Source organism: Candidatus Epulonipiscium viviparus (assembly GCF_000171335.1).
In the GTDB taxonomy this organism is placed as follows: Bacteria; Bacillota; Clostridia; order Lachnospirales; family Cellulosilyticaceae; genus Epulonipiscioides; species Epulonipiscioides viviparus.
The window spans coordinates 1-26,880 of record NZ_ABEQ01000040.3 but is presented as its reverse complement, the minus strand read 5'-3'; the positions used below and the strand labels follow the sequence as shown (position 1 = coordinate 26,880).

The following is a 26,880-nucleotide window of genomic DNA, read 5'->3' as shown; positions in this document are numbered from 1 at the left end:
CACCGCAGCAGACGGAACGATTATTTTTCAGCCAAATGACAACCCCACCAATACCGGACTTATCGTATATCCCGGAGCATTGGTCGAGCCCGAAGCATACACCTATTACGCCAGCRCCATTGCCTCGCATGGATATTTGGTCGCTCTCTTAARTGTTAATATGCACCTATCGTTGTTTGATACTAATAAGGCAGCAGAAGTCATGGCGCAGTTCCCAGATATGCACTGGTATGTTGCTGGACACTCTATGGGTGGTGTCAGTGCAGCTTCATTTGCCAAAGACCATCACGATCAGCTCGCCGGACTAATTTTACTTGCTTCATATCCCGACCCACGCGACAATCTATCTAATGTTGATATACCGGTTATTAGCATTTATGCCGATCTAGATGGCCTTACAACGCTCGAGAACATTGCAGACAGTAGACCATACCTTCCCGATGATACTATCTTTAAAAAAATAGCCGGCGGAAATCATGCGCAGTTTGGACTCTACGGCTCGCAAACCGGAGATCTAGATTCAACAATATCTCCAATAGCCCAGCAAGATCAAATCATTGCTGCCACGCTTGAATTTATTGCAAATACAAATTAATACTTAAGGAGAATTTTTATGGATGAAATGGATGAATTTAATGAACTTTTGCAAGGAATGCGCGAAGAGCTTAAGGATGCTAGCGACGATGTACTCAAGTTTGCCATAAATTCATTAAGCACGCTTTTTGAAAACGATGCCGATATAGCAAACCTCTTAGAAATAGACCTAGAACGACTATCTCAAATTCGATGCTCCGGCACTGATGGTCCGCCAAATAATTTTTTTATAGAGTTAACTACACTGCCCTCCCGATTGCTTCTTGGCATACTAGATCATTTTTATGATACACATTATAAGTATCGCCTAATTGAGGGTTCGCTTCTCGAGCATGATATAGAAGTTGTTGATCCGCACCATATTTATCCAATATTAGGATATATTACACCTAATATTGGGGTATATATCCGCATCGAAAATTTGTTCTACAATATCAAAATGGTCTATGATAAAATGAGTATCGAAATCTCAGAATATCAGATTAGTTCTATCGATCCAGCAACTGGTGAACCTAAAATTGAGTATCCTAAGATCCTCGTGATATTTCTCGAAGATAATGATTATGCTATCGATCAGCCTATGAAATTTGGATTTATGGTGGGCAATGGTAAACTAGAATACGGTAACGTTATCACTGCGAAGCTATGGGAACTAGATTTAGATGAGCTTAGCGCATAGGAGTTGATTGCATTGAAAAATATTAATGGAACTGATTATCACGGATTTACTGTTGACAAATTTATATTTAATAAAAGAGAGGCGTTTGTTATTAGACCTCACACCGCCACTTCTGAGGCGAAATGGATATGGCGTGCCGAATTTTTGGGTGGCTTTGATACTGTAGATATCGAAATGCTCAATCGCGGATATTTTTTAGCATACTACAAAATTTCAAATATGTATGGTTCTCCCGCAGCTGTTGCGTTAATGAAGCAATTCTATGATATGGTTGTCGCAACATTTCATCTCAACCCGAAAGTTATTATATTGGGATTTAGCCGAGGCGGCCTCTATGCTATGAATTTTGCTAGGCAATATCCCACCGCTGTTTCGGCATTATATTTAGATGCACCAGTTTTGGATATCAAAAGTTGGCCTGGAGGACTAATGACCGGTATAGGCGCTGCAGCTCAGTATGCTGAATGTCTCGAATGCTATGACCTTACAACAACTACAGTTTTAGCCTTTGCAGAAAACCCTGTTGATAACTTTGATTTTTTAACAAGACATAAAATCCCTATTGCAGTCGTGGCGGGCGACGATGATGATGTTGTCCCTGTTAAAGAGAATTGCCAATTGCTAATCGACTACTGCCGATCAAATCAGCTTATCAATATGTATATACTAAAACCAGACTGTGCGCATCACCCTCATAGTTTGTCTGACCCAATGATTGTCGCAGACTTTTTGACTCAGTACGCATAGCTCTCAGCTGCTGCCAAAGAAATTGTTTCTTCGGCAGCATGAATTTAAAACTCTATTTTTTGCGCGTTTAATAAATTATCGTATACTATCAAAACTCCCTTGTTTCCTTCAAAATCTACGCTTATTTCTGAAAAATCTTTGCTAACAACTCCCACCAATCCTGATTGCTCATTATAAATTTCAACTTTGATAACCTCTTCTCCAACTTCTAATTTTGCATTTAGCTTGCCATCAGCAATATTAATAAACTTTACCTTTGCTTTTGGCGGATTGTAGTTATCATATGCAACGCCTGCTGGAATCCTAAATACTTTTGACAAAACTCCCTTCGCAAACGGAAACGGTTTTTTTATTTGATCCACTCGAACATTTCCCTTAACTACTATTTTTCTCAGATTGGTTACACCTACCCCGTCTTTAGCAAGGCTCTTTATATACGGTACTTTATGCGGATCTACCCCCACAATCAGTGCAGCTATTGTATCATTTGCAACAACATCCTTTGACGCCATCATAACTCGCATATTCATCTTTGCTGCTGCATAGCTTGGTGCCCCCTGAGCTGCTGGTCCATATGCCAGCCCTTGTAATCCATCTAGCAACACAAAGTCCGCAGGCTTAAGCGAATAATAGTCGTGTATAAAATGACTTATATCATTAAATTCATGAGATATTGTTAAACCTCTCACTACTGATCCATTTTTAAAGCTTCTATAAATTTGCTGCGGCATAACACCTATTCCAATATTTTTAATCCCACCGGTGAAGCCCGCATTCATGTGGTTTTTTAAACAGCAAAGCGAGATCACTACATCCGATTCATAATATTTTTTATCAAAATAATATTTATTTTTCATCCACTTAGCAAGTTTTTTATATTCTTGGTTAGCTGGCGGATCTACGCCTACCACATCTGGTGCATCCACATTTCTGTAGGCATTGCCTGTGTCGTCTAGAGATATTATTTCATCCACATTCGGAAAGTTTTCTTTTATATATCCCATCAGCTCTAGATTTTTGCTCGTTGCCCCATCACCACTAGACTCCATAATATAAATTTTTCCTGTTGGATTTACTGCTCTAACCATGGCAGTCAGCTCTTGTGCAACTCTATAATCTGCTGTTATACCATTCACTTCTTTTGGAATGAGCTTGCTTTTGTCTTTATACGCATCTGCATAGGGCAGCGCCATTCTCATAGATGCGGCTTGCCCGGTTATTGCTCTCGTGGAAATAATATTGGGCTTTACCACTACAGTTTGTCCATCTTTTATAAATCCTAGACCTCCCGCTAATTCTACAGTTTCTTGTACCAGTTGCTTAATTTGCTCATCTGTTATATCTTCAGCCTTATCTTCTTTTGATTGTACTAGAGCTACCGTCGCTATTTTGTTGTCCATACTTTTATAACCCCCTTTTCCATAGCTTGAAATTAAAGCTAGTCTTATTTTTATCCATTGAAGTTGTATTTATACCTAGTTTATTTTGTGGTATAAACTTGTTTGCAGCTAATTTATTTACCAAATTATGGTCTTATTTTAATATTAGCTGCGTCTTAAGTTACTTGATATTTAGTTGCTTATGCTTATTAAAAAACGATCGATAACTACACAACGTAATGATAAATGTCGCAATGCTAGTTGCCGAAAGTAGCATAAACGTTACCATCAGCTGATACTTTATTGCCTCTAGCGGGGGGCTTCCACCCAAGATTAGTCCTGTCATCATTCCTGGCAAAGCAACAATCCCTAGCGCCTTTGCCGCATCGATCGTTGGCAACATCCCTGCTCGTAAGCATCTTTTAATCAGATCTGCTGCGGCCAAATTTATGGGAGCCCCAAGCGACAATTTCGTTTCTATCTCTTCTCGTTTATCTATAAATCCTGCTTGCATTTGTCTATATGTAATGGATACAGCCACCATAGCATTGTTGACAATCATCCCACAAATCGGAATCACTTCATCTGCCGTAAAATTTATTACGCCTGCTATTGTCAGCGCTGCCAATGTTACAACAGTCCCCGCTCCGATGCCTGCATAGCTAATCACCCTCTGATGCGCAACTTGCTGTAGTTTTGTAACATTCATCGCTGCGTTGAAAATCATAAATGCTACAAAAACCAGTGTTACCCACATATTTTCTAGTCCAAAAATTAATTGCAACACACTTCCTACTACTGTCAATTGAATCGCTGCTCGCACCACGCTAATCGCAATTTGTTTATGCAAATCTAAATCTTCTCGCATAGATATAAAAACTGGTATCAATACAAGTAATGACGCCAGCATCAACGAAACTATACTCATTTATAGAACCTCCACATCTACAATTTCTCCGGCAACAAACCTRACGCGTTTATTAAAAATTTTGGTACTCTGCTCTTCGTTATGAGTCACCCATAACACCGTCATTCCCTCTGCAACCAATTTTTTCACGTGCTGTTCTATCAGCGAAGCCGACATCTCATCCAAAGCCGACGTCACCTCATCCAATAGCAATATCTCTGGCTTATGTACCAAGTTTCGTATCAGCGCTATTCTTTGCTTTTCTCCTCCCGACAGAGTTGCAACAYCCTTATCTACAAARCTTTCATCTAATCCAAATTCAACCAGCATCGACGCAATCCACTCTGAGTCAAAATTTTGATTTTTTACTATATACGGAAACTCTAAATTTTCTTTCACAGTTGTTCCAAACAAATATGGAATCTGAGTACAATAACTAATTGACTGCCGCAATTTCATMGGATCATATTTTGAAAATTTCTCATCTTTATAATACATTTTTCCTTCTGTTGGGCTAATTAAATATGAACACATCTTCAAAAACGTACTTTTGCCACTGCCAGAAGGACCCATCAAGGATATGCATTCTCCTGCAGCAACATCTAAGGAAATATTTGTCAAAATTTGTTTTTCATCTACTGCAAAATTAATGTTTTGTGCTGATAAAATACTCATAGCAATTTCCTTTCTTATTTCATTTTTCACTGTTTATTTTGATTCTCCTTTTAATGCTTATTCCAGCATTCTGATACTTATTCCAAATACAAAAAAATGGCACAAACTTATCGTCCATGCCATCCACTTGATTATTTATTTTTATAGCCCATCAAACATATTAGGGAAGTATCTATAGTATCCTTTTCCAAATTTAGCACGCCCCTTGTGCATATCCAAATACAGTTGCTTTGAYGCGGCTTTGGCGGCTTCCTGATCATCTACTAGCAAACGATATTCATTTTCTATAATCAGTGCCCCATCTTTTTTGAGCTCCAACTTGATATAGAAAAATCCTTTCCAGTTCTCCGGAACAGTAAACTTGATATAGTCATATGCTGCAGAAACATTTTCGTCAACATCTATCCTAATAGTTCCCGACAAAAATTCGTTGCCATCATTATCAAAAACGGTATAGTCTAAGTCTATATCATTAAATTTTTGATATAGATCGTTGATCACAAACAGTTGCCCTTTAAATTGTTCGCTATTATTATATCGGCGTTTTTTGAACTCCAACGAAGGTAAAATCGGGTTATACGCTCGCTTTACATAATCATACGAAAGCTTCTTAACTCCATAGTAGTCAATAATGTCCCACTTAATAATAGGCCAATTAGTATTAAAGTGACACAAAGCCACGGCGCTTACATGCGGTTTTTGCCTTCTGAAATGCTCAAGAGCAAACTGCGCAACAGTCCCTTGTGAAATTTGCGTATATTCAACAAACTGCTCTAGCGAATCCATCCCTATACTTCCGTGTACCTCGTAGTTTAGATTTTGTAACACATGAAGATCTGCCATATGGTATCCATAACTTATACCAAGCGGCCATAGCTCATCTTCTGGAATAAATTTTTTGAGGCTTTCTATATTTGGYGCAGAAGCCGCTGTTAACTCCGGAATTACTGCAGCATTCAATTTGGTGTAAAAATCTTCCATGTATATTGCTCCACCTGCATAATAATGAGCGTTCGCATGCAAAGATTCATTTGGCTTATACCCCATTCTGATTCCTTCTCTAGAACTTAGCGGCGACGCATCTGCGTAGTGAACACTAGTTAGACCTCGCGTTATATCTCCAACCATTTCCATCAGCTCGCGGTTTTTACTGTGTACATGCGCTTCTGTAAAGTATACCTCTTCTCCACCCATCCACATAACAATACTTGGGTGATTGCGTCGCTCTCTCACGATGCTTGTAATTTCGTTGGTTACTTTATCTAGGTATGCTCTATCGGATCTAAATTCTTGCGTCGCAAAAGCAAAGTTGGTCCATACAGTAAGCCCCAATCTATCGCAGATATCATAAAATTCTTTTGTCTCTATCGGATGCCATCCAAAAAATCTTAGGTTGTTGATATTTGCTTCTTTAGCTTTTTCTAAGAAGAACTCATATTTTTCTATGCTATTTCTACCGTAGAAGAACGATGGCTGAGTCCAGCATGCAGAGCGCATAAACATCGGCTTATCGTTTATATTTAGTGTCCACGGAAACTCTGCTTCATCTTTTGTAAACCCAGGATTATAGGTATATTTTACAGTACGCACACCTGTTTTTTCTCTAATTCTATCCAACACACGCCCATTTTCTACGATGCTAATTTCGATATCATACAAAAACGGATCGCCCATTCCAACCGGCCACCAAAGTTTGGGATTATCCAATGCAAAGTTTATTACCTTAGTAGATTCACGTCCTCTGTTCAACTTCATCGGTTCCTCTACGTTTAAGATTTCTGTATCGCCATCAAAATACTTTACCATAAGATGCGCTTCTCGAACTGTTTCAAATGCATCGGAGTTTACCTGCAAATTAACGTTGACTTTGCTGCCATCTAACTCATACTCCACTCTATATCCATCAATCTTTGCTTTTTCTGTGCCAATAACTTTTACCGGTCGCCAAATTCCAAATGGTACCAATCCTGTTAGATAGTCCCCTGCAAAGTTATGCTTCATTCCTGCTATATTATGCTGATTTCTAGGAGGCGGATCTAATTTTACTGTTAGCAAGTTAACAGGAATGTTTGGACTAGTCCAATTGATCAGATCTGTGATGTCAAATTCAAACTTCGAAAACATCCCTTCGTGTCTACCCAGATATTCTTGGTTTAACCACACTTCGCATGAATAGTCAACCCCTTCGAATACAAGCGTGATATTTTTTCCGCCAAAACTTTGGTCAACATTAAAAGCATAGTTATACCACCATTCATATTCTTGCGCCCATTTTGCTTTATGCATGTTGCGACCAAAATGAGGGTCATCGATTTCGCCTGCTAAATATAAATCTGTATAAACATCTCCAGGTACTTTTCCTTTATTCCAGCTATAGTTATTTCCAGATAGCTCGCTTTTTAGTAGATGAATGCCTTCTTTAACACCTTGCCCAACTCGCATTTTCTCCATCTTCCAGTCCAAGCCACTAAAATCCATCTCGACTCTGCCTTCTACATGGCTTTTAGGTCCTGCTAATGGTCCTACTTCCAGTTTGAAAAAATCTTTATTCTTCATTGACATATCTCCCTTTTTGAATTATAGCATTATATTAGTTTGATCCTATTTTTTCCAATTTTAATATTTTCCAAAGGTCCTGCTGTTGGCTTCGCTGACCTCACATTTCCAAGGCAATCTCTATCCAATACAATCATATTTCCATCCGGTCCATCGAATATGGCATCCGCGAGAATTGTTTTCCCTAAATCTGCTGTGCCGTGTATAACTGTTGCAACATCGGCGGCTTCAATTTCTATTTCTAGATATAGCTCGTCGCCTTCTTCTATAATCTTAACATTAGGATTAACTTCTGCGGCAATGTGATTATTTTTCTCTTTGCTATATGCTTGTGCTCCATTATAATAAACGTTTCCATCTACATAAACTGGATACGGCGTTTGGTCAAATTTTTCTAAATCTATCGAYTCAAAATCCTTCTCATTAATCCCTTTGAAATACGCTTCGATTCCATCTGAATATTTATCCATAGCCTTGGTGCCTACAAATTGCTTTTCTGGSCGATTTGCATCTGCCGCAGGTGCAACATAAATGTTATTATAATATCTATCATCTCCACCGTATACAAAGCCATATCCGCTAACCCAAGTAGAATGCGGCAAATGATATGGTGTTGCTCTATCCAAAACATCTCCGTTTGCCATAGTTCCRCAGAATAGATTGTGAACATAAGCGGTTCCTTGAGATATATAGCCGATGTTACCTTTTGACGCAAAGATATTGTTATCTATAATCGTCGGTCCATGACTTACTTCAATTACCATATCGCGACCATTTCTATATAATATATTGCTACTTACACGCAATCCTTGGGTTTGCCAATCTARCCACAGCCCCAGTGTGCAATCGTGCACTCTATTGTTTAATATTTGCGTATCAATCGGTGCATGAAACTTGATACCTGCAATCTCGCAACCGATATATTCACGCTTCGTTCCAATTTTGTAAACATGATTGTTATACACTTTGCTAAAGGCGCATCCCATATGACCTACAATTCCATTTTGACCGCAGTCRTAGATCGTGTTATCTCTAATTATATGAGATCCTACAGTTTCTTTTGACCAGCCTAATTTTAGTGCCGCAAAAACCGACTCCAACTGAAACTGATATCCAGACTTTTGTTTTGTCCTTGTGCTTAGCATATCTCCAGACAAATAATCTTTACCTATGCTAATGCCACTACACTTTGCATCGTGCACGATATTATTTTCTATAATCCATCCCTTAGACCAATTTGCGCCTATAATAGCAGGTTGCTCTGCAGTTGGCGGTGCCCACCCCGATGCTCCATGGCACATCGTGAATCCGGCAACAGTGATATAGTTTCTGCCCATCTTTTTAGGATAGAAGCAACACTTTCTAACATTGATTTCTACCTGCTCCACGTTGGGATCAAAATCGTTGAAGTTCGCATAAAGCGTTGTAAAATCARCATCTACCTCCGCATAAAATCCATAGAATGGCGCTTCCTTTTGCAAGTAGTTGCGTTTTCCAAAGGCCTTTGGATCTTCCACAACATCGCGACCTATCGTATAGTCTTTTACTTCTTCGATACTTCTAAGTTCACAGAACGCTTCTCCATTTAAATATACCGCACCAAGATGCATCTTTGGATTTTTTGGGTACTTAAACCAATCACCAAATAACTCTTCTTCAAATGGATTGAAATCTCCAAATATAGCATTTGCTAGAGTTGCCTTATATACTCCATTTTCTATTTTTTCCCAATTTTTAATTTCCTCAGAACCTTTTATAACGACTTTATCACCTTCTTGTGCGCGATAAACAATTCGTTCTAGATCGCTTCGTCCACCATTTTCGGGGCTAACCCACTCTCGATATACGCCCTCCGCAACAATGACTTCGTCTCCTGGCATTGCCAGTTTTGCGGCTTTGCTTATAGTCAGAAATGGYGCATCTTCGCTACCGTTATTATTGTTACTTCCCTTTTTAGATACATAATATTTCATACCGCTCTCCTATGATTTCACCATAATTTTATGCAAACTATTTGCTTTTATATTATCTATCTCGCRTATTAATTTTTCTTTGTCCATATGACTCGACAATAAATGTCCAGATAAGCCATCCACCTGTCCTGTTGCAATAAAGGCCACAAAATTAGCAGGTTTTTCTATCGGTGTTGCGGTATCATTTAAAATTTTATCAATAATACCCGGCATAAATTTTTTCGTCTCTGGTTTGTTTACCAAATCAATATTACGTTGCGTTCTCACAAGTCCCGGAGCAAATGCAAAAATTTTTATAGGCAGCTTTTCCGCTTCCAATTCTAAATTTACACACTCTGTAAAGCGCACAATCGCTGTCTTAGAACAAGCATAAGCGCTATTATATACTTCTGGCTTAGACACTCCTCCTCCAGAGAAATTTATGATTCTTCCAAAGCCCTGAGCCTTCATAGCGTTGATGGCACACTTTGTTCCAACATAACAAGTTTTCAAAAGAGCATCTACTTCTCCAAGCCAGTCTTCGTAGCTTATATCCCAYGTGATTCCCATCGCATTATTTGCCCCTGCAGCATTAACCCATAAATCTATCTTTTTGCGATGATTTTTTACTACAGATACTAATGCTTCCACAGAATATGGCTCTCTAAAATCACACGGAAATACTTCACATTCTCCGCCTTCAGCTTTAATTTGAGCCGCTGTTTCATGTAGCTTTTCTGTTCTTCTAGCAGATAGCACAACAACTGCGCCATACCTAGCTAATGTTAATGCCACTTCTTTTCCTATTCCCGATGATGCCCCGACCACTACACAAACTTGACCTGTTAAATTATACATGACTTCCTCCTAAAAACAAAAATGGACTATGATGTAAATATCATAGTCCATTTCATTTTAAATGACTTTTAAGTCAATGTCAATTTATTATATTTAAGATTTTTTATATTTTTTTACGATAATTTAATTAGATTTAAAATAGGTACACGCCAACTTATTTTCATATAACTTTAGCAAGACGTCTTCTTCTTTGCCACTGGCTAGTATCATATCGATTTCATAATTATTGCATATCCTTGCAGCATCCAGCTTTGTCTTGATTCCACCAGTTCCAAATTCATTTGCAATGCCCTCATCCACGTCGATATCATCTATATTGGCAACCACTTCTATCAACTTCGCATYAACATATTCCTTTGGATTTTTATCATATAATCCCTCAATGTCACTCAAAATAATTAGTAAGTCTGCATTCCAAATCATTGCCGTATGCGCGGCAAGAGTATCGTTATCTCCTATCTTTAGCTCCTTGACACACACCGTGTCGTTTTCATTTATTATAGGAACAACACCTTCGTCAATTAATGTAAACAGCGTATTGCGAATATTCAAAATTCTGTCATCTACCAAAAAATCGTCCATGGTAAGCAAAATTTGGCCTATATTTATTCCATATTCTGCAAAGTATTTATCATATGAATTTAGAAGGCGCACCTGACCAATTGCACACAATGCTTGCTTATAATTCATATCAGATTTACGCGACCATTTATTAATTGCAGAAATACCCGAAATTTTTGCTCCGCTTGTTACGATCACAACTTCCTTACCTTTTTGCTTTAGAAAGGCCACTTCTTCGCATAAATTTTTGATAAAATGCTCGTTGATAAATCCCTTAGAATTCGAAATCGTGTTACTTCCAATCTTGATAACAATCTTTTTCGCATTTGCTAGCATAGCTTTATCATCTCCTTATTGCCTAACTTGTCCATCTCCTGTAATAATATACTTATATGAAATGAGCTCATTAATACTAAATGGCCCTCTTGCATGAATTTTCTGAGTACTAATGCCCATCTCTGCTCCAAAGCCAAATTCGCCTCCATCGCTAAATCTAGTAGAAGCATTTACATATACGCACGCCGAATCAATTTCTTTTATAAACTTGTTAGATGCTAATAAATTGTTGGTTATGATACACTCCGAATGCCCCGACGAAAATTCTGTTATGTGTTCAATAGCCTCATCTATGCTATCAACTACTCTTACCGCAATGATGTAATCCAAAAACTCTTGTTCAAAATCTTCTATCGTTGCCGGTATCGCAGGAATAATTTCACAAGTTTTCTTGCAACCTCTAAACTCTAGTTTTGCACCTAATTTGTTATAGGCCATCTTCAAAAATTCTTCTGCAACATCTTGATGAACTAGTAAAGTTTCCAATGAATTACATACCGACGGACGACTCATCTTGCCATTGTTCAAAATGGCATATGCCATATCTAGATCCGCTCCGCTATCTACATACATATGGCAATTTCCAACTCCTGTTTCTATAGTGGGCACTGTCGCAGTTTTAATGACCATCTTAATTAGCTCTGCGCCACCCCTAGGAATTACTAGATCTATAAATTCATTTGCAGTAACGATTTCTTTAACAACCTCTCGCTTTGTATTTTCAATCAAAAAACAGCTGTCCTCTGTTACATCAGATTTACGTAACCCCTCTTTAATGGCTGCAACAATAGCCTTATTCGAATTGATTGTACTAGAGCTTCCTCGCAATAATATTGCATTTCCAGACTTTATTGCCAATACTGTCGCGTCAATTGTTACGTTTGGTCTTGCTTCGTAAATGATAGCAATAGTTCCGAGCGGCACGGTCTTCTTAATCAACTGCATTCCGTTTTCCAAAATCTTACCCGACATAATGACTCCTGTAGGATCAGTCAGCTTAATTATTGTATCAATGCTATCTGCAATCTGAATAAGCCTGTTTTCTGTAAGAGTTAATCGATCAATCAACGCCTTGCTTATTCCCGCTTCTACAGCATTTGTAATATCGATCTTGTTTGCATTTAAAATTATACGTTTATTTTTGAGCAACGAATTTTTAATTTCTAATAATGCATGATTTTTTTGGGAAGTATTTAATAATCCTAGTTCATGCTTAGCTTTTTTTAGCTTTTCACCCTTCTGCCTAACTTCCATTGTACACCATCCTGATATATTTGATATTATTTTTTATATTAGTTAAAACCATTCACAAAAAGCTGAAGACTTAACTTCAGCTTAAATTAGAAACATCTTATTCTTCGTCGTCGTATTCTTCATCGTCCGTGTCATCATCAACTTCTACAGTTTCCACTGCCACAACTTCTTTTACAATCTTAAGATTTGGAGTTTCAACACCAGCTACTTGATCTCTTTTGACCGGAACTCTTACACTTTTATTAAGACCCATTTCAATAATAAATAAATCATTAATAATATCTACCACTTTACCATAAATGCCACTACTTAGAAGAACAGTTTGTCCCACTTTAATTTGCGCTTGCATCTCAACAATTTGACGCTCGCGTTTTTTCTGTGGACGCACTACAATCAGCCACATGATTCCAAAGATGAATGCGATATAAACAACCATTCCAACGACACCCATGCCTGCTCCCATATTAACACCTCCTATTATTTTATTTATAATCTATATCCATCAAGGCGCTTATTTTTATATTCCTTGAACGATCTATTCAAAATTGCTGTTCTTATTTCGCTCATCAAATTGTTGTAGTAATATAGGTTATGCATTACACAAAGACGCATTCCTAACATCTCTTTAGCCTTTAGCAAATGCCTAACATATGCGCGCGAAAAWTTTTTACAAACCTCGCAATTACAATCTACTCCAATCGGTCGCTCATCTTTTTCGTATTGTTTATTTAGTAAGTTCATTTTTCCATCATTAGTATAAACATGACCGTGCCTCCCATTTCTAGCAGGCAAAACGCAGTCAAATAAATCTACCCCCCTATCCACTGCCTCTAAAATGTTTTCAGGTGTTCCAACGCCCATTAGATACGTGGGTTTGTTTTTAGGCAAAAACTCTACCACATTATCTAGCACATTATACATCTGCTCGTGCGTCTCACCAACAGCCAAGCCTCCAATCGCAAAGCCATCCAAATCCAAATTTGATATCGTTTTTGCATGACTAATTCTTATATCGACACAAATTCCGCCCTGGTTGATACCAAATAGCAATTGTTTTTTGTTAATAGTTTCCTCTTGGCTATTTAAGGTTTTCATTTTTACAATACATCTGTTCAACCATCTAGTTGTTCGCTCCACCGATGAGTTGATATATTCTCTTTGCGCAAGTGCTGGCGGACATTCATCAAAAGCCATCGCAATAGTGGAGGCTAGGTTCGATTGAATTTGCATGCTCTCTTCTGGACCCATAAAAATTTTGTCACCATTAATATGCGATGAAAAATAGACTCCTTCTTCTTTAATTTTTCGTCTATGAGCCAACGAAAAAACCTGAAACCCTCCCGAATCTGTTAAAATGGGACCGTCCCATGCCATAAACTTGTTGAGACCACCCATTTCATAAATTACAGTATCCGTTGGCCTAAGGTGCAAATGATATGTGTTACAAAGAGCAACCTGAGTCCCGATATTTTTTAAATCTATACTACTAAGAGCTCCTTTAATAGCGGCCACTGTTGCGACATTCATAAAGCAGGGCGTTTGTATTACTCCATATGGAGTGGTAAACTCCGCGGCTTTTGCCATATTGTCTGTTGATAAAATCTTATACATAAAATCTCCATTCTTTCAAATAATTACTGCTATTCTACAAGATAATGGCAAAATTTGCAATACTAATGTTGCTTATACGAGTCAATAATTTTGCTACGTGATTTTGGTATTTCCATTTGCCCCAATCTATTCTTGAGTCGTCTTTGAATTAGAGACATATTGCTTTGTTCTTGCATGATAATCATATTTTTTAAATCTAGAACTTCTTTGATATACCCTTGTAATGATCTGACCAGCTCAGAATTATCGGGGTCATGTAAAAATGGTTTTATCTCGAAGTATCGCTTTTCGAACTCTTTTTCTAAAGATTCGACCTCATCCGTGAGTCGTTTTTTTACTAGCGACATTTCTTCTATCATATCCATTCCCGATTCATCATCTAAGCTTAAGATCTGGGCCTCATTGCTTATAATAGATTCAATTTGATTTAGTACTTCCAAAATTTCATGCACTTGCTTATCCAAAAGTATAAATTTATCCATTTCTTTTATCAAAAAATAGACCTCCTTGGTAGTTTGATTTATAAGCATTTTTGTATTTATTGGTATTTTGCTTGCTAGCACGCAAACGTCTCAGCTCTTTTTTTACTTCTTCAAGCTTTTCCGCAAATCTCTCAGTATTTATTTGGTGCAAAATTGCAATTTTCTTTTTGAGCTCTCTTTCTTCATCATCCATTTGTGGCGATATACTTGCTTGCTTTAAGTATTTCAATAATATCTTTTTCCTTATGTTTAGTAGCCTATAAAATTCTTCTTGATTATCTTCATCAAGACACTTTTTTTGGCTTCTCGTTATATCCAATAAATCGTTTAGCAATCTTTTTTTTGTGTCCATATCATATACCTCCAAACATTATTCTTACCACTTTTTTGAATTTAATTCTATTCGCAATAAAAAAAGTGGATGCGGAATTAGCTCGCATCCATCATATTTCTAAAGCCGAACATCAACCATGCTTCCAACTTGTGGATTAGCTGGTATATCAAGAGATTTCACCATTTCTGTAATCTGATTCCCTGTCTGCTGAGCTAGGTCTAAGCCCATCTTAGCAACTTTTATGTTTACTTGAGAGCTCATGTTCATTTGACTCAGTCCAGTCGAAACTTGTGCGATATCCATTTCTTATCACCTGCTTTCATCCACAAACAATCCTGCCGCATCCCACATTTGGGCTACCATATCTAGAATTTTTTCTGATGGTATTTCTCTAATTACTTCTTCTGTATCTCTATCCACAACTGTAATGACCATTCTATTTGTTTTTTCATGTTGCGCAAATCTTAATTCACTAAATTGTAAATTTACTTTTTCTCCATCTTCAGAAAGCACCTGTTCTGCTGCCTTAATAAATCGTTCTTGTCGTTGTTGCATTGAACTATTATTTTGCTCATTATTTTTCGATTGATCCTGTCGCTTCTTTACTTCTTTAATCTCTGGCGCATTTTGTTCTACTGATTGAAACTCCATCTTTTGTTGAGTTGTTGACCGTTCAACTTGTACCGAATCTTGCTTAGATATTTGCATATGAAAAACTCCCTTCTATAATTTTTTGTGGTGCAATCTCCCACTAAATTTTATATCGGTCGTTTATCTAAAAAAGATAATAGGTCATAATTAAACTTTTAATATTTTTAAACTATTTTTATTTTTAAATTGTTTTTATTTTTTAACTAAAATTCAAACAATATTATAATTTCATTACTTTTTAATAAAATGTACTGTCTTTTCCATCACATCTAAATATAATTTTGGTACAGATGTTTTTCCAAAACCATTTCCTATATCGAGATTTGGTTTATTATCGCCATGATAATCTGTTCCACCCGTTAAAAACAGTCCATACTTTTCGCATAACTCTAAATACTCTCTTTCTTTTTCTTTGCTATGTTCCGGATAAATAGTTTCTATTCCAGCGAGCCCTGCATTTTTTAAATCTAAAATAAATTGATCCATCGTAACATCCTTTAGCTTATAAAAATATGGATGCGCAATAACCGCGACTCCTCCAGCTGCCATTATCGCGGCTATCGCTTCCTTATAATCAATAAATTCTCTTTCTACATATCCTGGTTGCCCAACGCGCAAACATTTTTCAAAAACTTCTTCTCTATTTGCAAAATATCCCTTTTCTAACAAAACTCCTGCAACATTTCCTCTCGTAATGGACATGTTTTCATCATTATTTGGGTTTAGGTCTTTCATTGTTATGGGATACCCCAACTCTGTTAACCTTTCTATCATTTTTACATTACGAGCTTTTCGTTCGTTTAAAATTTTTGCTATCACATCTTGTAATGTTTGATTTTCTATATCTATATAATATCCTAAAAGGTGAATCTCTATTTTGTGGTATTTACAGCTAATTTCTATTCCTGGAATCACTTTTAACCCCACCATATTTCCAGCTTTTATGCATTCAGCAATTCCCGCTGTAGTGTCATGGTCAGTCAATGCGATAGCAAATAGCCCCTTTGCCTTAGCATAAAAAGCTAGCTCTCTCGGTGTTAATGTCCCATCTGACATAGTTGAATGAGTGTGCAGATCTATTGTATACATAATATTGTCCTCCTAAAATTATATTCAATATTAGTGTGCCACAATTTACTCCGCCAAACTCCTAAAATTTAAAATTTACGACCATTTTTTTGTTGCAAACACAATCTCCTTTTGCGCCTTTGATGTATTATTATATTGACTTAATACATCTTTCATATTTGTGTTCTCTTCTCCTTTATATTCAAAAAATCCAATAGCATTTTTGGACATTAATATGTTTCTAGCGTCTGCTATCTGCTGATCATTAATGGGTGTATTTTCAACTTCTATAATATCTTCTGCTAAGCTAGTTTTTGGCAATGACAACTTGTTTGCGTCAAAACTTTCTATGTCCATCCCCACATTGCTAACTCTTAAAGTATTTACATGCAGATTGCTATCACGAAATATCATTTAAATCTCTCCTTTAAATATACCATTATAATGATTATACAATGTGAACCTTAATTGAACCTAAAGTTTAAAAGATAATTTTTATTATAATGATTCGCCCATCCAAACTCTCTGCCGTAATTTTGCCTTTGTGTCTTTCGACAATCGTTTTTGCCATCGCAAGACCTATCCCAAATCCGCTATTATTACTATTTCTCGAGATATCTGCCCTATAAAATCTATCAAACCACTCGTTATACTTTCTTATTTCTAAATCTTCTGATCTATTTGATATATACAACACTGGTCTGTTTTTAATCAATCGCAGCGCTACCTTAACTCTGCCTCTTTCTATACTATATTTTAATGCGTTTTCCAATAATATTGATACCAACAACTCAATATTTTGTATATCTCCGTTATAATCAATGCCTGGTTGAACTTCATATTCTATATACTTATCTCGGCTAGCTGCAATCCCTTCGAAAAATAAGCAGTTTTCTTGTAGCAATTCTGAGAGCGAAAATTTCGCCTTATGCAACGCACCCGATTCCTCCAATTTTGTTAGTGATATCAAATACTCTATTAGCATATTTAACCTATTTATTTGCTCAATAGTGCTTTTGGTCCACATCGTATGCCCGCTTTGCATGCCTATCACTTCTGCATTTCCTTTTATAATTGTTAATGGTGTCTTTAATTCATGCGTTACTCCCGTAATAAATTGTTTCTGCTTTTCATAGCCTTCTGTTATCACCGCAACAACTCGTTTAGAATTTATTACTATTAGTATTGCTATTGCCACAAATGCCAACGATCCTGCTATTACACTTGCCACGGCAAAATCATATAGCATCCCCTCAAAATGTTCTGCATATGTGATATCTTGCGATACACTTGAAATATATACAAACGGATCATTTATAGTTGACATCGTCATTGTCCTATTTACCATTGCCACTTCTATCATAGCTTTAAACCGATCTTTTAAATGAAAATAGTTTATTACATTTACAGCAAGCAAAATTACAACTAACACAGTAAAAACTATTCGTACACTCGATATTATAAAGCGTCTTCGCAAAATCTTTTCCATCTAAATTTCCTCCATTCTGTATCCTACGCCTCGCACTACTTTAATCTGAACAGTTGCACTCAATGCTACTAACTTTTTTCTCAAATTAGAAATATACACCCATATCGTTGTAATATCTACCTCGTTTTCGTATCCCCAAATGCGCTCAGCAAGCTTATCTACCGAAACCACTGCGTCCTTCCTCGACATTAGCATCTCCAAAATTTGAAACTCCTTATTAGGTAACTTTATTTTTCCGTCTGCTACTACAAGCTCAAAATTTGCAACATTCAGCGTAGCGTTGCCCATCATTAGAAATATATTATTTTGCGTTGCTTTTCTCGTCATCGCCCTAATTCTCGCCAACAATTCACCCGCATCAAACGGCTTTGCCAAATAGTCATTTGCACCGCAGTCTAGCCCCACAATCTTATCTTCAATTTGAGATTTTGCACTGAGAATGATAACCGGTACACTCATTCCTGCTGTTCTAATTTTTTTGAGCACCTCGATTCCATTTAACTTTGGCATCATCAAGTCTAATATTACCCCATCATAATTTCCGGTTTCTATGTAGTCTACCGCACTCACTCCGTCTCCAACTACGTCCACAGAATAGTTATTATACTGTAGCATTGCGACCAAAATATCTGCCAGCTGTTTTTCATCCTCACATATCAAAATTCTCATTATAATCACCCTTTCTTAATCTTTAGATATAATATCGACTACAGATAAATAAAAATTAAATTTCAAAATTCTATTCTTAAAAACTTTATAATATGATATAATGATTATAGATCATTCTATGAGGAGGTATTTCCTGTGAAGCATATCAAAACACTCAATACTAAGAATTTTAAAAAAAGCGTTCAAAAAGGCGGATGCGGTGAATGTCAAACTTCTTGTCAATCAGCTTGCAAAACATCATGTACCGTTGGCAATCAAACTTGTGAACAAAAATAAAAAAGAGCCAGTAGCAACTGCTACTGGCTTTCATTTTACCTTGTTTTATGCTACTCTCCATGTTTTTTCAAACGCGGCTTTCTCTTTCTCTAGCAACTCTTTTTCCATTTGCTTTAACCTCTCCTCTCTAATGCTTAACTTTTGTAGCATCTGTTCAATATATTCCTTCGACTTTTGTAGCTCTTGCAATTTTTTAATTTTTTGCGTATTGCGTATGTCTAGCAATTCCTTTAGGTCACGCCTCTTTCGCTGATCTTGTATCCTCTGGCGCTCGTGCAAGTCCTCCATCTCTTCCATCTTTTGTTGTTCTTGATCTCTTTGTTGCTCATGTTGCTCTTGCCAATCCTGCCCATCTTGAAGATCTTGCTGCCGCTGCCTTTCTTGCATTTCTTGCTCTCTCCTTAGTTTTTGCCACGCTTGAACTCTTTGCTCCTCTGCTAGATCTTGCGCTTCTTGCAGCTTTTGCATCTCCCGGTTTTGCAATTCCTGACTTTCCTTATTTTGTAATATTTCATTTTCTATTGGCTGAAGCTGCTTAAGTAATTCTTCACGCTCGTATTCTATCTTAAACTGCTCCTTCTCTAACTGCTGTCTTTCTAGTTGCAACTCCTCCTGATCTTGAGTGGTTTGGTATCTAGCTTTTTTGCCTCTCTTCTCTTTTTTATCTAATATCAAATAGAATGTTGGCATCAAAACCAAAATTAAAACGGTTGAACTAATTAGTCCGCCGATTATTACTAGCGCCATTGCTTTTAACATCATCGATGCCTCGCCATCATCTAATAAAATTGGTAGCATCGACAAAATTGTTGTTAGCGTTGTCATCAATATTGGCCTAATTCTAGATTTTCCCGCTTCCACTAATGCATCTATTAGGTCCATCTCCTGCTTCAACTGGCTTACTGTATCCACATACAATATTCCATTATTTACCGCAAGTCCCACTAGCATCAAAAATCCCATCAAACTCGTCATGCTCACGGCTTCATCCACTATAAATAATAACGAAAATGCTCCAATTCCCCCAAATGCCAAACTCATCATTACCATAATCGAAAACCTAAACGACTCAAATTGTATCGCCATTACTGCAAATACCAAAAATGTACCTACCAAAATTGCTTGACCCAATGCCATAAGCTCAGCTATCATATCATCCATATTCGCATCGGTCATAGATACCCCCGAACCCAGGTCTTCCGTTAAAAATTCGTCTATCACTGTATTAATTTTTTCTGTATATGTTTGATCAAATATGGCAGTCAACRTAATATTATACTTTCCTTTTGAACGGTCTATTCTGAGGGCTTCACTTTTAAACTCCACATCTACCAAATCGCTAATTGGTATTTGCCCTCGCTGCGTCGCTATCTTAACATTTAAGATTTCACCAATTTCATCGTATTTATCGGCTGGGTACTCAACTCTCATTTCTACTTCATTGCCCGATAGATCTATATCTCCTGCATCTAATCCCGAGTTTAACATGCTCATCTGCATTGCAACATCAGAAACAGATAGCCCATAGCTGGCAGCTTTAATTGGATCAATCTTGAGCTCTGCCTGCGTTTTTCCTTCTGCAACAGAGGAGTCTACTCGCATAATTTCTGGATACGCATACAATCTTGACGTTATMTCATTAGCCGCTCTTTCCACATCTGCATAGATTACACTCTCAATTGTAAATGTTCGCTCTCCAGCAACTACTGTTCCAGGCATTGCACCCATGATCGATCCTGCTTCTACGGCAATACTCATTTTTGGCAACTTGTTCAATTCAATTTTATACTCATTTACAATATCTCCTGTTTCGTATCCTTCTACTATATACGCATCGATCGTCGCTGTATTTCCGCTAGCACGCATATAATAATCAGTGATTCTCTCGTCTCCTTCTAACATTTGTTCTATCACTTTTGTTTCTTCTGAGATTATCTCCATTTTGGTTCCTGGTCTAAACTCTGCTGTAACCGAGAAATATCCCGAGTCTATTGTAGGCATCATTTCCATTCTCACTAGTGTTGCAATAAATCCTGTCGCAGCTACGATGAGGATCGTATTGATTACTGCCGGCAACTTCCATCGAACGAAATGTCTCACAAACCACTCATAGATCGTTATCAAAAATTTTATCACCAAATTGATCGGCAGCTTTTTTCGTTCCCTTGGCTTTAATAATACAAATGCTAGCGGTACTAATGTAACTGCAGAAATTATGGAAGCTATCATATTGTAGACAATAGTATATCCCAGCTGCGAAAACATTTGCCCACTCAATCCCTCCATCATTGCCAATGGCAGATACACAACAATCGTTGTAATGGTGGATGCTACAAGCGATGCTCCCACAGTTTTAGTGCCTGAAATTGCGGCATCAACGTAACTGATATCACCTCTTTTTGCCAAAAACATACTCTCCAAAACGACTATCGAGCTATCCACAATCATTCCTATTGCTATAATCAGAGCTATTCCCGTAATGGAGTTTAGCTCAAAACCACTAACTCCCATCGCTATCAATGCCATCATTAGCGAAAGAGGAATGGAGCTCCCCACTATTAAACTTGCTTTGATATCTCCAAAAAATATAAACAGTACAAGCATGCAACATGCAATACCTATCAACAGCGTTTCTGCAACCGACATAATTATATCCACTATCGATTGCCCTTCATTACTCATTACATCAACCTTAATGGTCGGATTATCTTTTACGATCTCATCGCACAACGCTAATATTGTTTCTGCCACTGCTGGAACATCTGCGTCTTGTGTACCTGTTACCGTTATAGACAAGTTGTCGGTACCGTTATATCTGCTGGCTGTGTCCATCTTTTGTTGTAAGTATTTCACATCTGCAACGTCGTCTACAATTATTGTATTTCCTGATGCAGTGACGATTGGCGCATTTGCTATTTCTGGCAAAGACGTCAACTCTCCAATTGCAGAAACGCTAATGATCTGTGTGCCTTGCTCTATTTCTCCTGCTGGAATTGTAAACTTCGCTCCCGCTATTGCGTTATTAACCTGAGACATCGAAATTCCGTATTGATCCATTGCAATTTCATCTGCCTGAATGCTTATATACCCAGGGTTTACACCGTATACTTCTACTTCTGCAACACCAGTTAACGTTTCCAATTCTGGAACCAATGTATCGTTTATAAAACTTGTGATGTCATCACCAATCGTACTAGAAACCGAAAGCTGCACGATAGTAGAAGAATCCATACTCATCTGAATCAACACCGGGTCCATCGCATCTTCTGGCAAGGCTACTAGATCAATCTCTTGCTGAAGATCTGTATATGCCTTATCCATATCTGTGCCATAGTCAAAATAAAATATAACCATCGATAAATTTGCTTGCGATATCGTGGTTTCATAATCAAAACCTTCAACTAACTGCCCAACTTCTGAAAGCGGCTCGGTTACCAGTTTTTCTATTGTATCTGGATTTGCGCCTACGTATACCGTTTGCAATATAAACATTGGCATTTCCATCTGCGGCATGCTGGCCATTTTAAACGACGTCAGTGTATCAAACGCAAAAATAAAGAGCGTAATTAGCACTGTGAGAACCCCCACTGGCCGTTTAACCGACAGCTCCGTCAGTAAATTCATAAAACTCCCCCTTTAGTAAATTTTAATTAATTTTTATGTATTTGTATCTAATAACACCCCATCTCTTAGCCCTTCAGACCACGTCGTTACCACTTCATCTCCTGCAGCAAGTCCGCTAAGTATCGATACTGACGTTGCAGTATATAGTCCTATTTCAACGGGCACTTTTACGGCTCTGTTGTTTACTACTTTATATACATATGCAAGTCCATTCGAAAATACGAGACAATCATACGGAATTATAATTGTTTGGTTTTCTGAAAATGTACCAGTTGTTAATCTCACCGCTGCCCCATTTTCTAACCTAGTTGCAGGATTAAATGTTGCCGTAATTTTAAACAACTTATTTTGTGGATCTGCATTGTCTGAAATTTCAGATACGTATGCCTGATACACTTTGCTTTCTAATTCAAAATTTACTTCTTGCCCTATTTTCATTGAGTTCTTCAGATCTGTTCCTACATAGAAAAGCACTTCCATAGTTTTGTAGTCTGATACAGTCGCCGATGCGGCACTTGATGTTGTGATCGAATCTTCTATTATTGTGATATTCTCTATGATTCCCGAAATTGGACTTTCCACTGTATATTGATCCAGTTGTATTTTGGCATTGTTTATTGTAGTTTGCGCATTCTTGATTTGCATATCCGACATCTGGGCCGTTATATTTAATGTATCTCTCGAAGTTTTTAATCCCGTATCGGTTTGRCTAATYTGATTTTCTAGCGATCTGCGAGTAAATTCAGCTGCATCTTTTGCGGCTTGTACCGAATCTCTCGCTTGTTTTATCTGCATTTCATATGATTCGATGGTTTTTCTTCTTCCATCTTCTGCCTGCGCAATGGCATTTTCTGCCTGTGTAATTGATAATGATTGAGCCTTAACTTGCTCACCCTTTAGATTTGTATTTTGCAAATTTACTACCTCTTTTTGAAATGCCAAATTTTCTTCGAGATCAACTACAGTATCTCTTATGTCATCTATTGCCTCTAGTGCGTTTTCATAATTTGTCTCTAGAGTATCCAAAGTTTGCTCTTGCTTGAATATCTCCGTTCTTGTTGCTTGTATACTTGCATCTACTTGAGCATACATCTCAGGCGACAATGTTCCGCTATTTAGTAACGCATATTGATCGTCCATCTGATCTTCCATTACATCTAGCAATTCTTCTAAATCTTCTTGCGCTTCTTTAATATCTTCCGCAGCTTCTTCTGCGTCTTCTATCTGATCACGCGTATCTTCTATCGTTTTTTCCAAATCTTCTATCTGCTTGTTTGTATTCATATTGCTTATATCATCCGCAGTGCCAAACTGAAGCTCATATCCCGCAACTGCAGAATCGTATTGTAAATTTGCATTCTTAATTTGTGTATCTGCTTGCTCCAATGCTTGTATGTACCCTAACTCTAACTGTGACAACGCGATCTCTGCATTTTTGATCGTATTTTCTGCATTATACAGTGTTTGCTCTCTATTTAGAAGCAGGGTTTCCTTTGACATTTCCTGATTTGTAACAGCATTTCGCGCATTAAATAACGCTTGCTCTTTAGATTTTTGCGAACTCTCCAACGCCACCATTGCGCTATCTATTTGTGCCACAACATTGTCGTCATCTATTGTGTATAGTAATTGTCCACTAGTTACATAATCTCCATCTTCTACATAAATATTTTCAACAAACCCCATCACCGGCGAAATTATATTTGCAACTTCGCTAGGCATCAGAGTTCCTACAAATTCTCCACTTTGTGCTAACGCACCTCGCACTGCTTTTACTGTATGCACCGACAATTTTAATTCTTCTTCGGGTGCGGCTATCGGCTCTTCTACCTCTGTTTCAGCATTTGCAGATGCCATACTACAGCCCGATAAAATAGAAGCCACTAAAAATACTGCCATAGCTTTTTGTAATATCTTCATCCTAAACCTCTCTTTATTATTAATATTTTCCATCCATTACCATAATATAAAGAAGTTGTGAAGAAAACATAAAGAAGCATTAATTGTTCTTAGATTTTATGTATCATTTTATTAATTGTCATTAGTAAATTTTGATGTATAATGTAAGTAGCTATTAAGTAGCGACCACAACAAAACGGAGGTATAACATGAAAATTGCACTTCTATGTGCCAATATAAAAGATGATTTACTATTTAATATTAAACAAAATATAGCAAGAGTGTTTGCAGAACTCGAATCTGAAGTAGAAGAGATCAACCTCGAAATATTGCCTTATTTTTCTGGAGGCAAAAGCGTTATGGGCGATCAGATCTTTGCCGCCATCGGTGAATGTAACGGCATCGTTGCTTTTTCTAATATTCATTTAACAGGAATCCACGGTGCCATGCAAACCTTTCTCAACTACGCAAGCGTGTATCAAGATATTGTTTATAACAAACCCCTACTTGCTCTCACGTATAGTAACACTTGGGGCGAAGAAAACGCCGCGCAACTGATAAGCTCTGCCTGGCGATTTTTAGGCGGTGTTGATGTTAATCCGCTTGCACTCAATTTTTATCTTTCTGCAGAAGATATTTCAAAAGTTGTTGAAAAACAGATGGAAAATTATTATAGACTGATCAATCAGGGCATTGCTAACATAGTTTCTACAGAACGAATGCTATTTTTAAATCGCAATACTACGGCTATTGGTGGACATGCATCAGCTTCTTTTGCGGCAGCTCCGGCTCCGGCGTCGGCTTCTTTTGCGGCAACTCCCGCTCCGGCGTCGGTTTCTTTTGCGGCAGCTCCCGCTCCGGCGTCGGCTTCTTTTRCGGCARCTCCYGCTCCGGCGTCGGCTTCTTTTACGGCAGCTCCCGCTCCGACGTCGGCTTCTTTTGCGGCAGCTCCGGCTCCGGCAATAACATCTTTTACTGCTCCACCTACGCAGTATAATACTTCAGCTCAATATACCGAAGTTTCTGCAGCTTTACCTACAGTACCGATTTCATATACTGAGGTATCTACAGCTTTACCTTCGGCTACAACAGTCCCTGTTTCTACAGCAACATTTCGCGCACCTGCTTCGTATACTACAAATATTACTGACGAAAAGGAAATTCAAGAAATCACCAATATGTTAAAAGGTAAAATTCCCGACAACTCCTTTGCAACGACCCCAGTCGGAATGTATCAAAAACCAAATTCACGCACTCCAAAAAAAATCGCGAGTTTGCCACACTACTTCGTGGCTCAACACGACCGTGGATTCGCAGCAATTATTCAGTATCTCATCAACGATACTAAAGAATCTGGATATATTACGATTCAGAATGGTGATTGTATATATGCCGAAGGAATTGTCGATAATTATACAGTAGAGATTTCTATGTTAGATAGCGTATTTGATGAACTGATTACAAAAGCGCTAAGCTATCAAAAAGCATTTATGGTTGGCCGAATTAAAGTTAAGGGCAACTTTGCAATTTTGCCGCAGCTGGATAAGATTTTTAGAAGCAGTCGCGAGTATAACTAAATTTTGAAAGGAAATGGTATTAGAAATGGAAGAATGTATTTTTTGTAAGATTGTAGATAACGAGATTCACTCATTTTGTGTGTATGAAGACGCTGATTTTAAGGTAATAATGGACAAATTTCCCGCTCAAAAGGGACATGTACTGATTATTCCCAAAGACCATAGTACGAATATTTTTGATATATCCGACGATGCTGCCGCCAAGATTTATCCCCTTGCCAAAAAGCTTTCTATAGCAATCAAGGAGACCCTTTGCGCAGATGGAATTAATATAGTTCAAAACAATGGTAAGGCGGCTAACCAAGCTGTATTTCACTTTCATCTGCATATCATTCCTAGATATGTTGATGATGGCGTAAAGCTTAACACTCCCACAAACTATGTAACTTCTGATGCAGAAATATTAGAAGTCGCAGATCTTATTCGCAATAAACTCAATTCGTAAATAACAAAACTATCAGTTGTGGTTGCATGTCTTCCACACTGATTTTCTAAAATTTACACATTATTTTTAGGCAGTTATATATTTTATTGTAATAATTCGTGATATAATATACATAATTAAGGAGGTGCCTCATGTTTGGCGATAAAACTAAAGCCTATTCAAAATATTTGATGGGAATCAGTATGGGATTTGCTTGGCTTTTTACCGGAGTTGTGTTATGGGCAAACCGAAATACTCTAACGGATAATAAAATATTT

At 37.6% G+C, this 26,880-nt stretch carries 26 protein-coding genes; 6 read left to right on the top strand and 20 right to left on the bottom strand.

Going from position 1 to position 26,880, the window contains the following annotated elements:
* From EPU_RS07060 to EPU_RS11865, 3 genes are all read left to right on the top strand, one after another.
* The coding region (locus EPU_RS07060) for an alpha/beta hydrolase (protein WP_010168030.1) at positions 1–595 on the top strand (595 nt) is incomplete at its 5' end.
* Positions 596–613: 18 nt separating this feature from the next.
* Positions 614–1,273, top strand: coding sequence for a hypothetical protein (locus tag EPU_RS07055; RefSeq protein WP_010168028.1), 660 nt, complete (start codon positions 614–616; stop codon positions 1,271–1,273).
* 12 nt (positions 1,274–1,285) lie between these two features.
* Entirely contained in the window at positions 1,286–2,020 is a 735-nt protein-coding gene (locus tag EPU_RS11865; protein WP_010168026.1) for an alpha/beta fold hydrolase domain-containing protein, read from the top strand.
* Between the two features lie 44 nt (positions 2,021–2,064).
* Here EPU_RS11865 and EPU_RS07045 read toward each other — a convergent pair whose 3' ends face one another.
* The 18 genes from EPU_RS07045 to EPU_RS06960 form a co-directional block, all read right to left on the bottom strand.
* Positions 2,065–3,420: a DUF362 domain-containing protein gene (locus tag EPU_RS07045; RefSeq protein WP_010168024.1), complete on the bottom strand. Its 1,356-nt coding sequence runs from the start codon at positions 3,418–3,420 to the stop codon at positions 2,065–2,067.
* A 160-nt stretch (positions 3,421–3,580) separates the two neighbouring features.
* Positions 3,581–4,327, bottom strand: a complete 747-nt coding sequence (locus EPU_RS07040; RefSeq protein ID WP_010168022.1) for an ABC transporter permease — start codon at positions 4,325–4,327, stop codon at positions 3,581–3,583.
* Positions 4,328–4,981 (bottom strand): ABC transporter ATP-binding protein, encoded by a 654-nt coding sequence (locus tag EPU_RS07035; protein WP_029488182.1) that lies wholly within the window; start codon positions 4,979–4,981, stop codon positions 4,328–4,330.
* A gap of 141 nt (positions 4,982–5,122) precedes the next feature.
* On the bottom strand, positions 5,123–7,537 hold the full coding sequence (locus EPU_RS07030; protein ID WP_010168019.1) for a glycoside hydrolase family 2 protein: 2,415 nt from the start codon (positions 7,535–7,537) through the stop codon (positions 5,123–5,125).
* Between the two features lie 29 nt (positions 7,538–7,566).
* A complete protein-coding gene (locus EPU_RS07025) occupies positions 7,567–9,510 on the bottom strand; it encodes a right-handed parallel beta-helix repeat-containing protein (RefSeq protein ID WP_029488181.1) in 1,944 nt (647 codons plus the stop codon).
* A 9-nt stretch (positions 9,511–9,519) separates the two neighbouring features.
* Positions 9,520–10,347: an SDR family NAD(P)-dependent oxidoreductase gene (locus EPU_RS07020; protein WP_010168016.1), complete on the bottom strand. Its 828-nt coding sequence runs from the start codon at positions 10,345–10,347 to the stop codon at positions 9,520–9,522.
* Positions 10,348–10,470: 123 nt separating this feature from the next.
* Positions 10,471–11,244 carry a glutamate 5-kinase gene (gene proB, locus EPU_RS07015; RefSeq protein WP_029488180.1) on the bottom strand — a complete coding sequence of 258 codons (774 nt, stop codon included), beginning with the start codon at positions 11,242–11,244 and terminating at the stop codon, positions 10,471–10,473.
* Between the two features lie 15 nt (positions 11,245–11,259).
* Entirely contained in the window at positions 11,260–12,498 is a 1,239-nt protein-coding gene (locus tag EPU_RS07010) for a glutamate-5-semialdehyde dehydrogenase (RefSeq protein ID WP_010168012.1), read from the bottom strand.
* A gap of 97 nt (positions 12,499–12,595) precedes the next feature.
* Positions 12,596–12,961, bottom strand: a complete 366-nt coding sequence (yajC, locus tag EPU_RS07005; protein ID WP_010168010.1) for a preprotein translocase subunit YajC — start codon at positions 12,959–12,961, stop codon at positions 12,596–12,598.
* Between the two features lie 23 nt (positions 12,962–12,984).
* Entirely contained in the window at positions 12,985–14,109 is a 1,125-nt protein-coding gene (gene tgt / locus EPU_RS07000; protein WP_010168008.1) for a tRNA guanosine(34) transglycosylase Tgt, read from the bottom strand.
* A gap of 62 nt (positions 14,110–14,171) precedes the next feature.
* Complete coding sequence (locus EPU_RS06995) at positions 14,172–14,603, bottom strand: hypothetical protein (RefSeq protein ID WP_010168006.1); 432 nt, start codon at positions 14,601–14,603, stop codon at positions 14,172–14,174.
* Positions 14,584–14,943: a hypothetical protein gene (locus EPU_RS06990; protein ID WP_010168004.1), complete on the bottom strand. Its 360-nt coding sequence runs from the start codon at positions 14,941–14,943 to the stop codon at positions 14,584–14,586. Before EPU_RS06990 ends, EPU_RS06995 begins: the two co-directional genes overlap by 20 nt.
* A 99-nt stretch (positions 14,944–15,042) precedes the next feature.
* Positions 15,043–15,228 carry a YjfB family protein gene (locus EPU_RS06985; RefSeq protein ID WP_010168002.1) on the bottom strand — a complete coding sequence of 62 codons (186 nt, stop codon included), beginning with the start codon at positions 15,226–15,228 and terminating at the stop codon, positions 15,043–15,045.
* 6 nt (positions 15,229–15,234) lie between these two features.
* The gene (locus tag EPU_RS11860; protein WP_010168000.1) at positions 15,235–15,633 is read right to left on the bottom strand and encodes a flagellar protein FlaG; all 399 of its coding nucleotides are present in this window, start codon (positions 15,631–15,633) and stop codon (positions 15,235–15,237) included.
* Positions 15,634–15,807: 174 nt separating this feature from the next.
* Positions 15,808–16,665 carry a PHP domain-containing protein gene (locus EPU_RS06975; protein WP_010167998.1) on the bottom strand — a complete coding sequence of 286 codons (858 nt, stop codon included), beginning with the start codon at positions 16,663–16,665 and terminating at the stop codon, positions 15,808–15,810.
* Positions 16,666–16,740: 75 nt separating this feature from the next.
* Positions 16,741–17,058, bottom strand: coding sequence for a hypothetical protein (locus EPU_RS06970; protein WP_010167996.1), 318 nt, complete (start codon positions 17,056–17,058; stop codon positions 16,741–16,743).
* A 67-nt stretch (positions 17,059–17,125) separates the two neighbouring features.
* On the bottom strand, positions 17,126–18,133 hold the full coding sequence (locus tag EPU_RS11855) for a sensor histidine kinase (protein WP_010167994.1): 1,008 nt from the start codon (positions 18,131–18,133) through the stop codon (positions 17,126–17,128).
* The gene (locus EPU_RS06960) at positions 18,134–18,802 is read right to left on the bottom strand and encodes a response regulator transcription factor (protein ID WP_010167992.1); all 669 of its coding nucleotides are present in this window, start codon (positions 18,800–18,802) and stop codon (positions 18,134–18,136) included.
* A 135-nt stretch (positions 18,803–18,937) separates the two neighbouring features.
* On the opposite strand from EPU_RS06960, the gene scfA reads away from it, so the two are divergent.
* Positions 18,938–19,078, top strand: a complete 141-nt coding sequence (gene scfA / locus EPU_RS11850; protein ID WP_010167991.1) for a six-cysteine ranthipeptide SCIFF — start codon at positions 18,938–18,940, stop codon at positions 19,076–19,078.
* 45 nt (positions 19,079–19,123) lie between these two features.
* On the opposite strand, the gene EPU_RS11845 is transcribed toward scfA, so the two are convergent.
* Positions 19,124–22,702 (bottom strand): efflux RND transporter permease subunit, encoded by a 3,579-nt coding sequence (locus EPU_RS11845; RefSeq protein ID WP_010167990.1) that lies wholly within the window; start codon positions 22,700–22,702, stop codon positions 19,124–19,126.
* A gap of 33 nt (positions 22,703–22,735) precedes the next feature.
* Entirely contained in the window at positions 22,736–24,622 is a 1,887-nt protein-coding gene (locus EPU_RS06945; RefSeq protein ID WP_029488178.1) for an efflux RND transporter periplasmic adaptor subunit, read from the bottom strand.
* Between the two features lie 188 nt (positions 24,623–24,810).
* Between EPU_RS06945 and EPU_RS06940 the strand changes: the two genes are divergently transcribed.
* Together EPU_RS06940 and EPU_RS06935 are read left to right on the top strand one after the other, a co-directional pair.
* Positions 24,811–26,178, top strand: coding sequence for an SCP2 sterol-binding domain-containing protein (locus EPU_RS06940; RefSeq protein WP_010167987.1), 1,368 nt, complete (start codon positions 24,811–24,813; stop codon positions 26,176–26,178).
* A 25-nt stretch (positions 26,179–26,203) separates the two neighbouring features.
* Positions 26,204–26,623, top strand: a complete 420-nt coding sequence (locus EPU_RS06935) for an HIT family protein (RefSeq protein WP_010167985.1) — start codon at positions 26,204–26,206, stop codon at positions 26,621–26,623.
* Positions 26,624–26,880 lie beyond the last annotated feature (257 nt).

What these genes read in the sequence shown, in the direction of transcription:
- EPU_RS07040 (WP_010168022.1), bottom strand. Translation starts at nt 4,327, where the DNA reads ATGAGTATAGTTTCGTTGATGCTGGCGTCATTACTTGTATTGATACCA.
- EPU_RS06970 (WP_010167996.1), bottom strand. Translation starts at nt 17,058, where the DNA reads ATGATATTTCGTGATAGCAATCTGCATGTAAATACTTTAAGAGTTAGC.
- EPU_RS11860 (WP_010168000.1), bottom strand. Translation starts at nt 15,633, where the DNA reads ATGCAAATATCTAAGCAAGATTCGGTACAAGTTGAACGGTCAACAACT.
- EPU_RS06985 (WP_010168002.1), bottom strand. Translation starts at nt 15,228, where the DNA reads ATGGATATCGCACAAGTTTCGACTGGACTGAGTCAAATGAACATGAGC.
- EPU_RS06935 (WP_010167985.1), top strand. Translation starts at nt 26,204, where the DNA reads ATGGAAGAATGTATTTTTTGTAAGATTGTAGATAACGAGATTCACTCA.
- EPU_RS07045 (WP_010168024.1), bottom strand. Translation starts at nt 3,420, where the DNA reads ATGGACAACAAAATAGCGACGGTAGCTCTAGTACAATCAAAAGAAGAT.
- EPU_RS06975 (WP_010167998.1), bottom strand. Translation starts at nt 16,665, where the DNA reads ATGTATACAATAGATCTGCACACTCATTCAACTATGTCAGATGGGACA.
- yajC (WP_010168010.1), bottom strand. Translation starts at nt 12,961, where the DNA reads ATGGGAGCAGGCATGGGTGTCGTTGGAATGGTTGTTTATATCGCATTC.
- EPU_RS11855 (WP_010167994.1), bottom strand. Translation starts at nt 18,133, where the DNA reads ATGGAAAAGATTTTGCGAAGACGCTTTATAATATCGAGTGTACGAATA.
- EPU_RS06960 (WP_010167992.1), bottom strand. Translation starts at nt 18,802, where the DNA reads ATGAGAATTTTGATATGTGAGGATGAAAAACAGCTGGCAGATATTTTG.
- EPU_RS06990 (WP_010168004.1), bottom strand. Translation starts at nt 14,943, where the DNA reads ATGGACACAAAAAAAAGATTGCTAAACGATTTATTGGATATAACGAGA.
- EPU_RS07010 (WP_010168012.1), bottom strand. Translation starts at nt 12,498, where the DNA reads ATGGAAGTTAGGCAGAAGGGTGAAAAGCTAAAAAAAGCTAAGCATGAA.
- EPU_RS07055 (WP_010168028.1), top strand. Translation starts at nt 614, where the DNA reads ATGGATGAAATGGATGAATTTAATGAACTTTTGCAAGGAATGCGCGAA.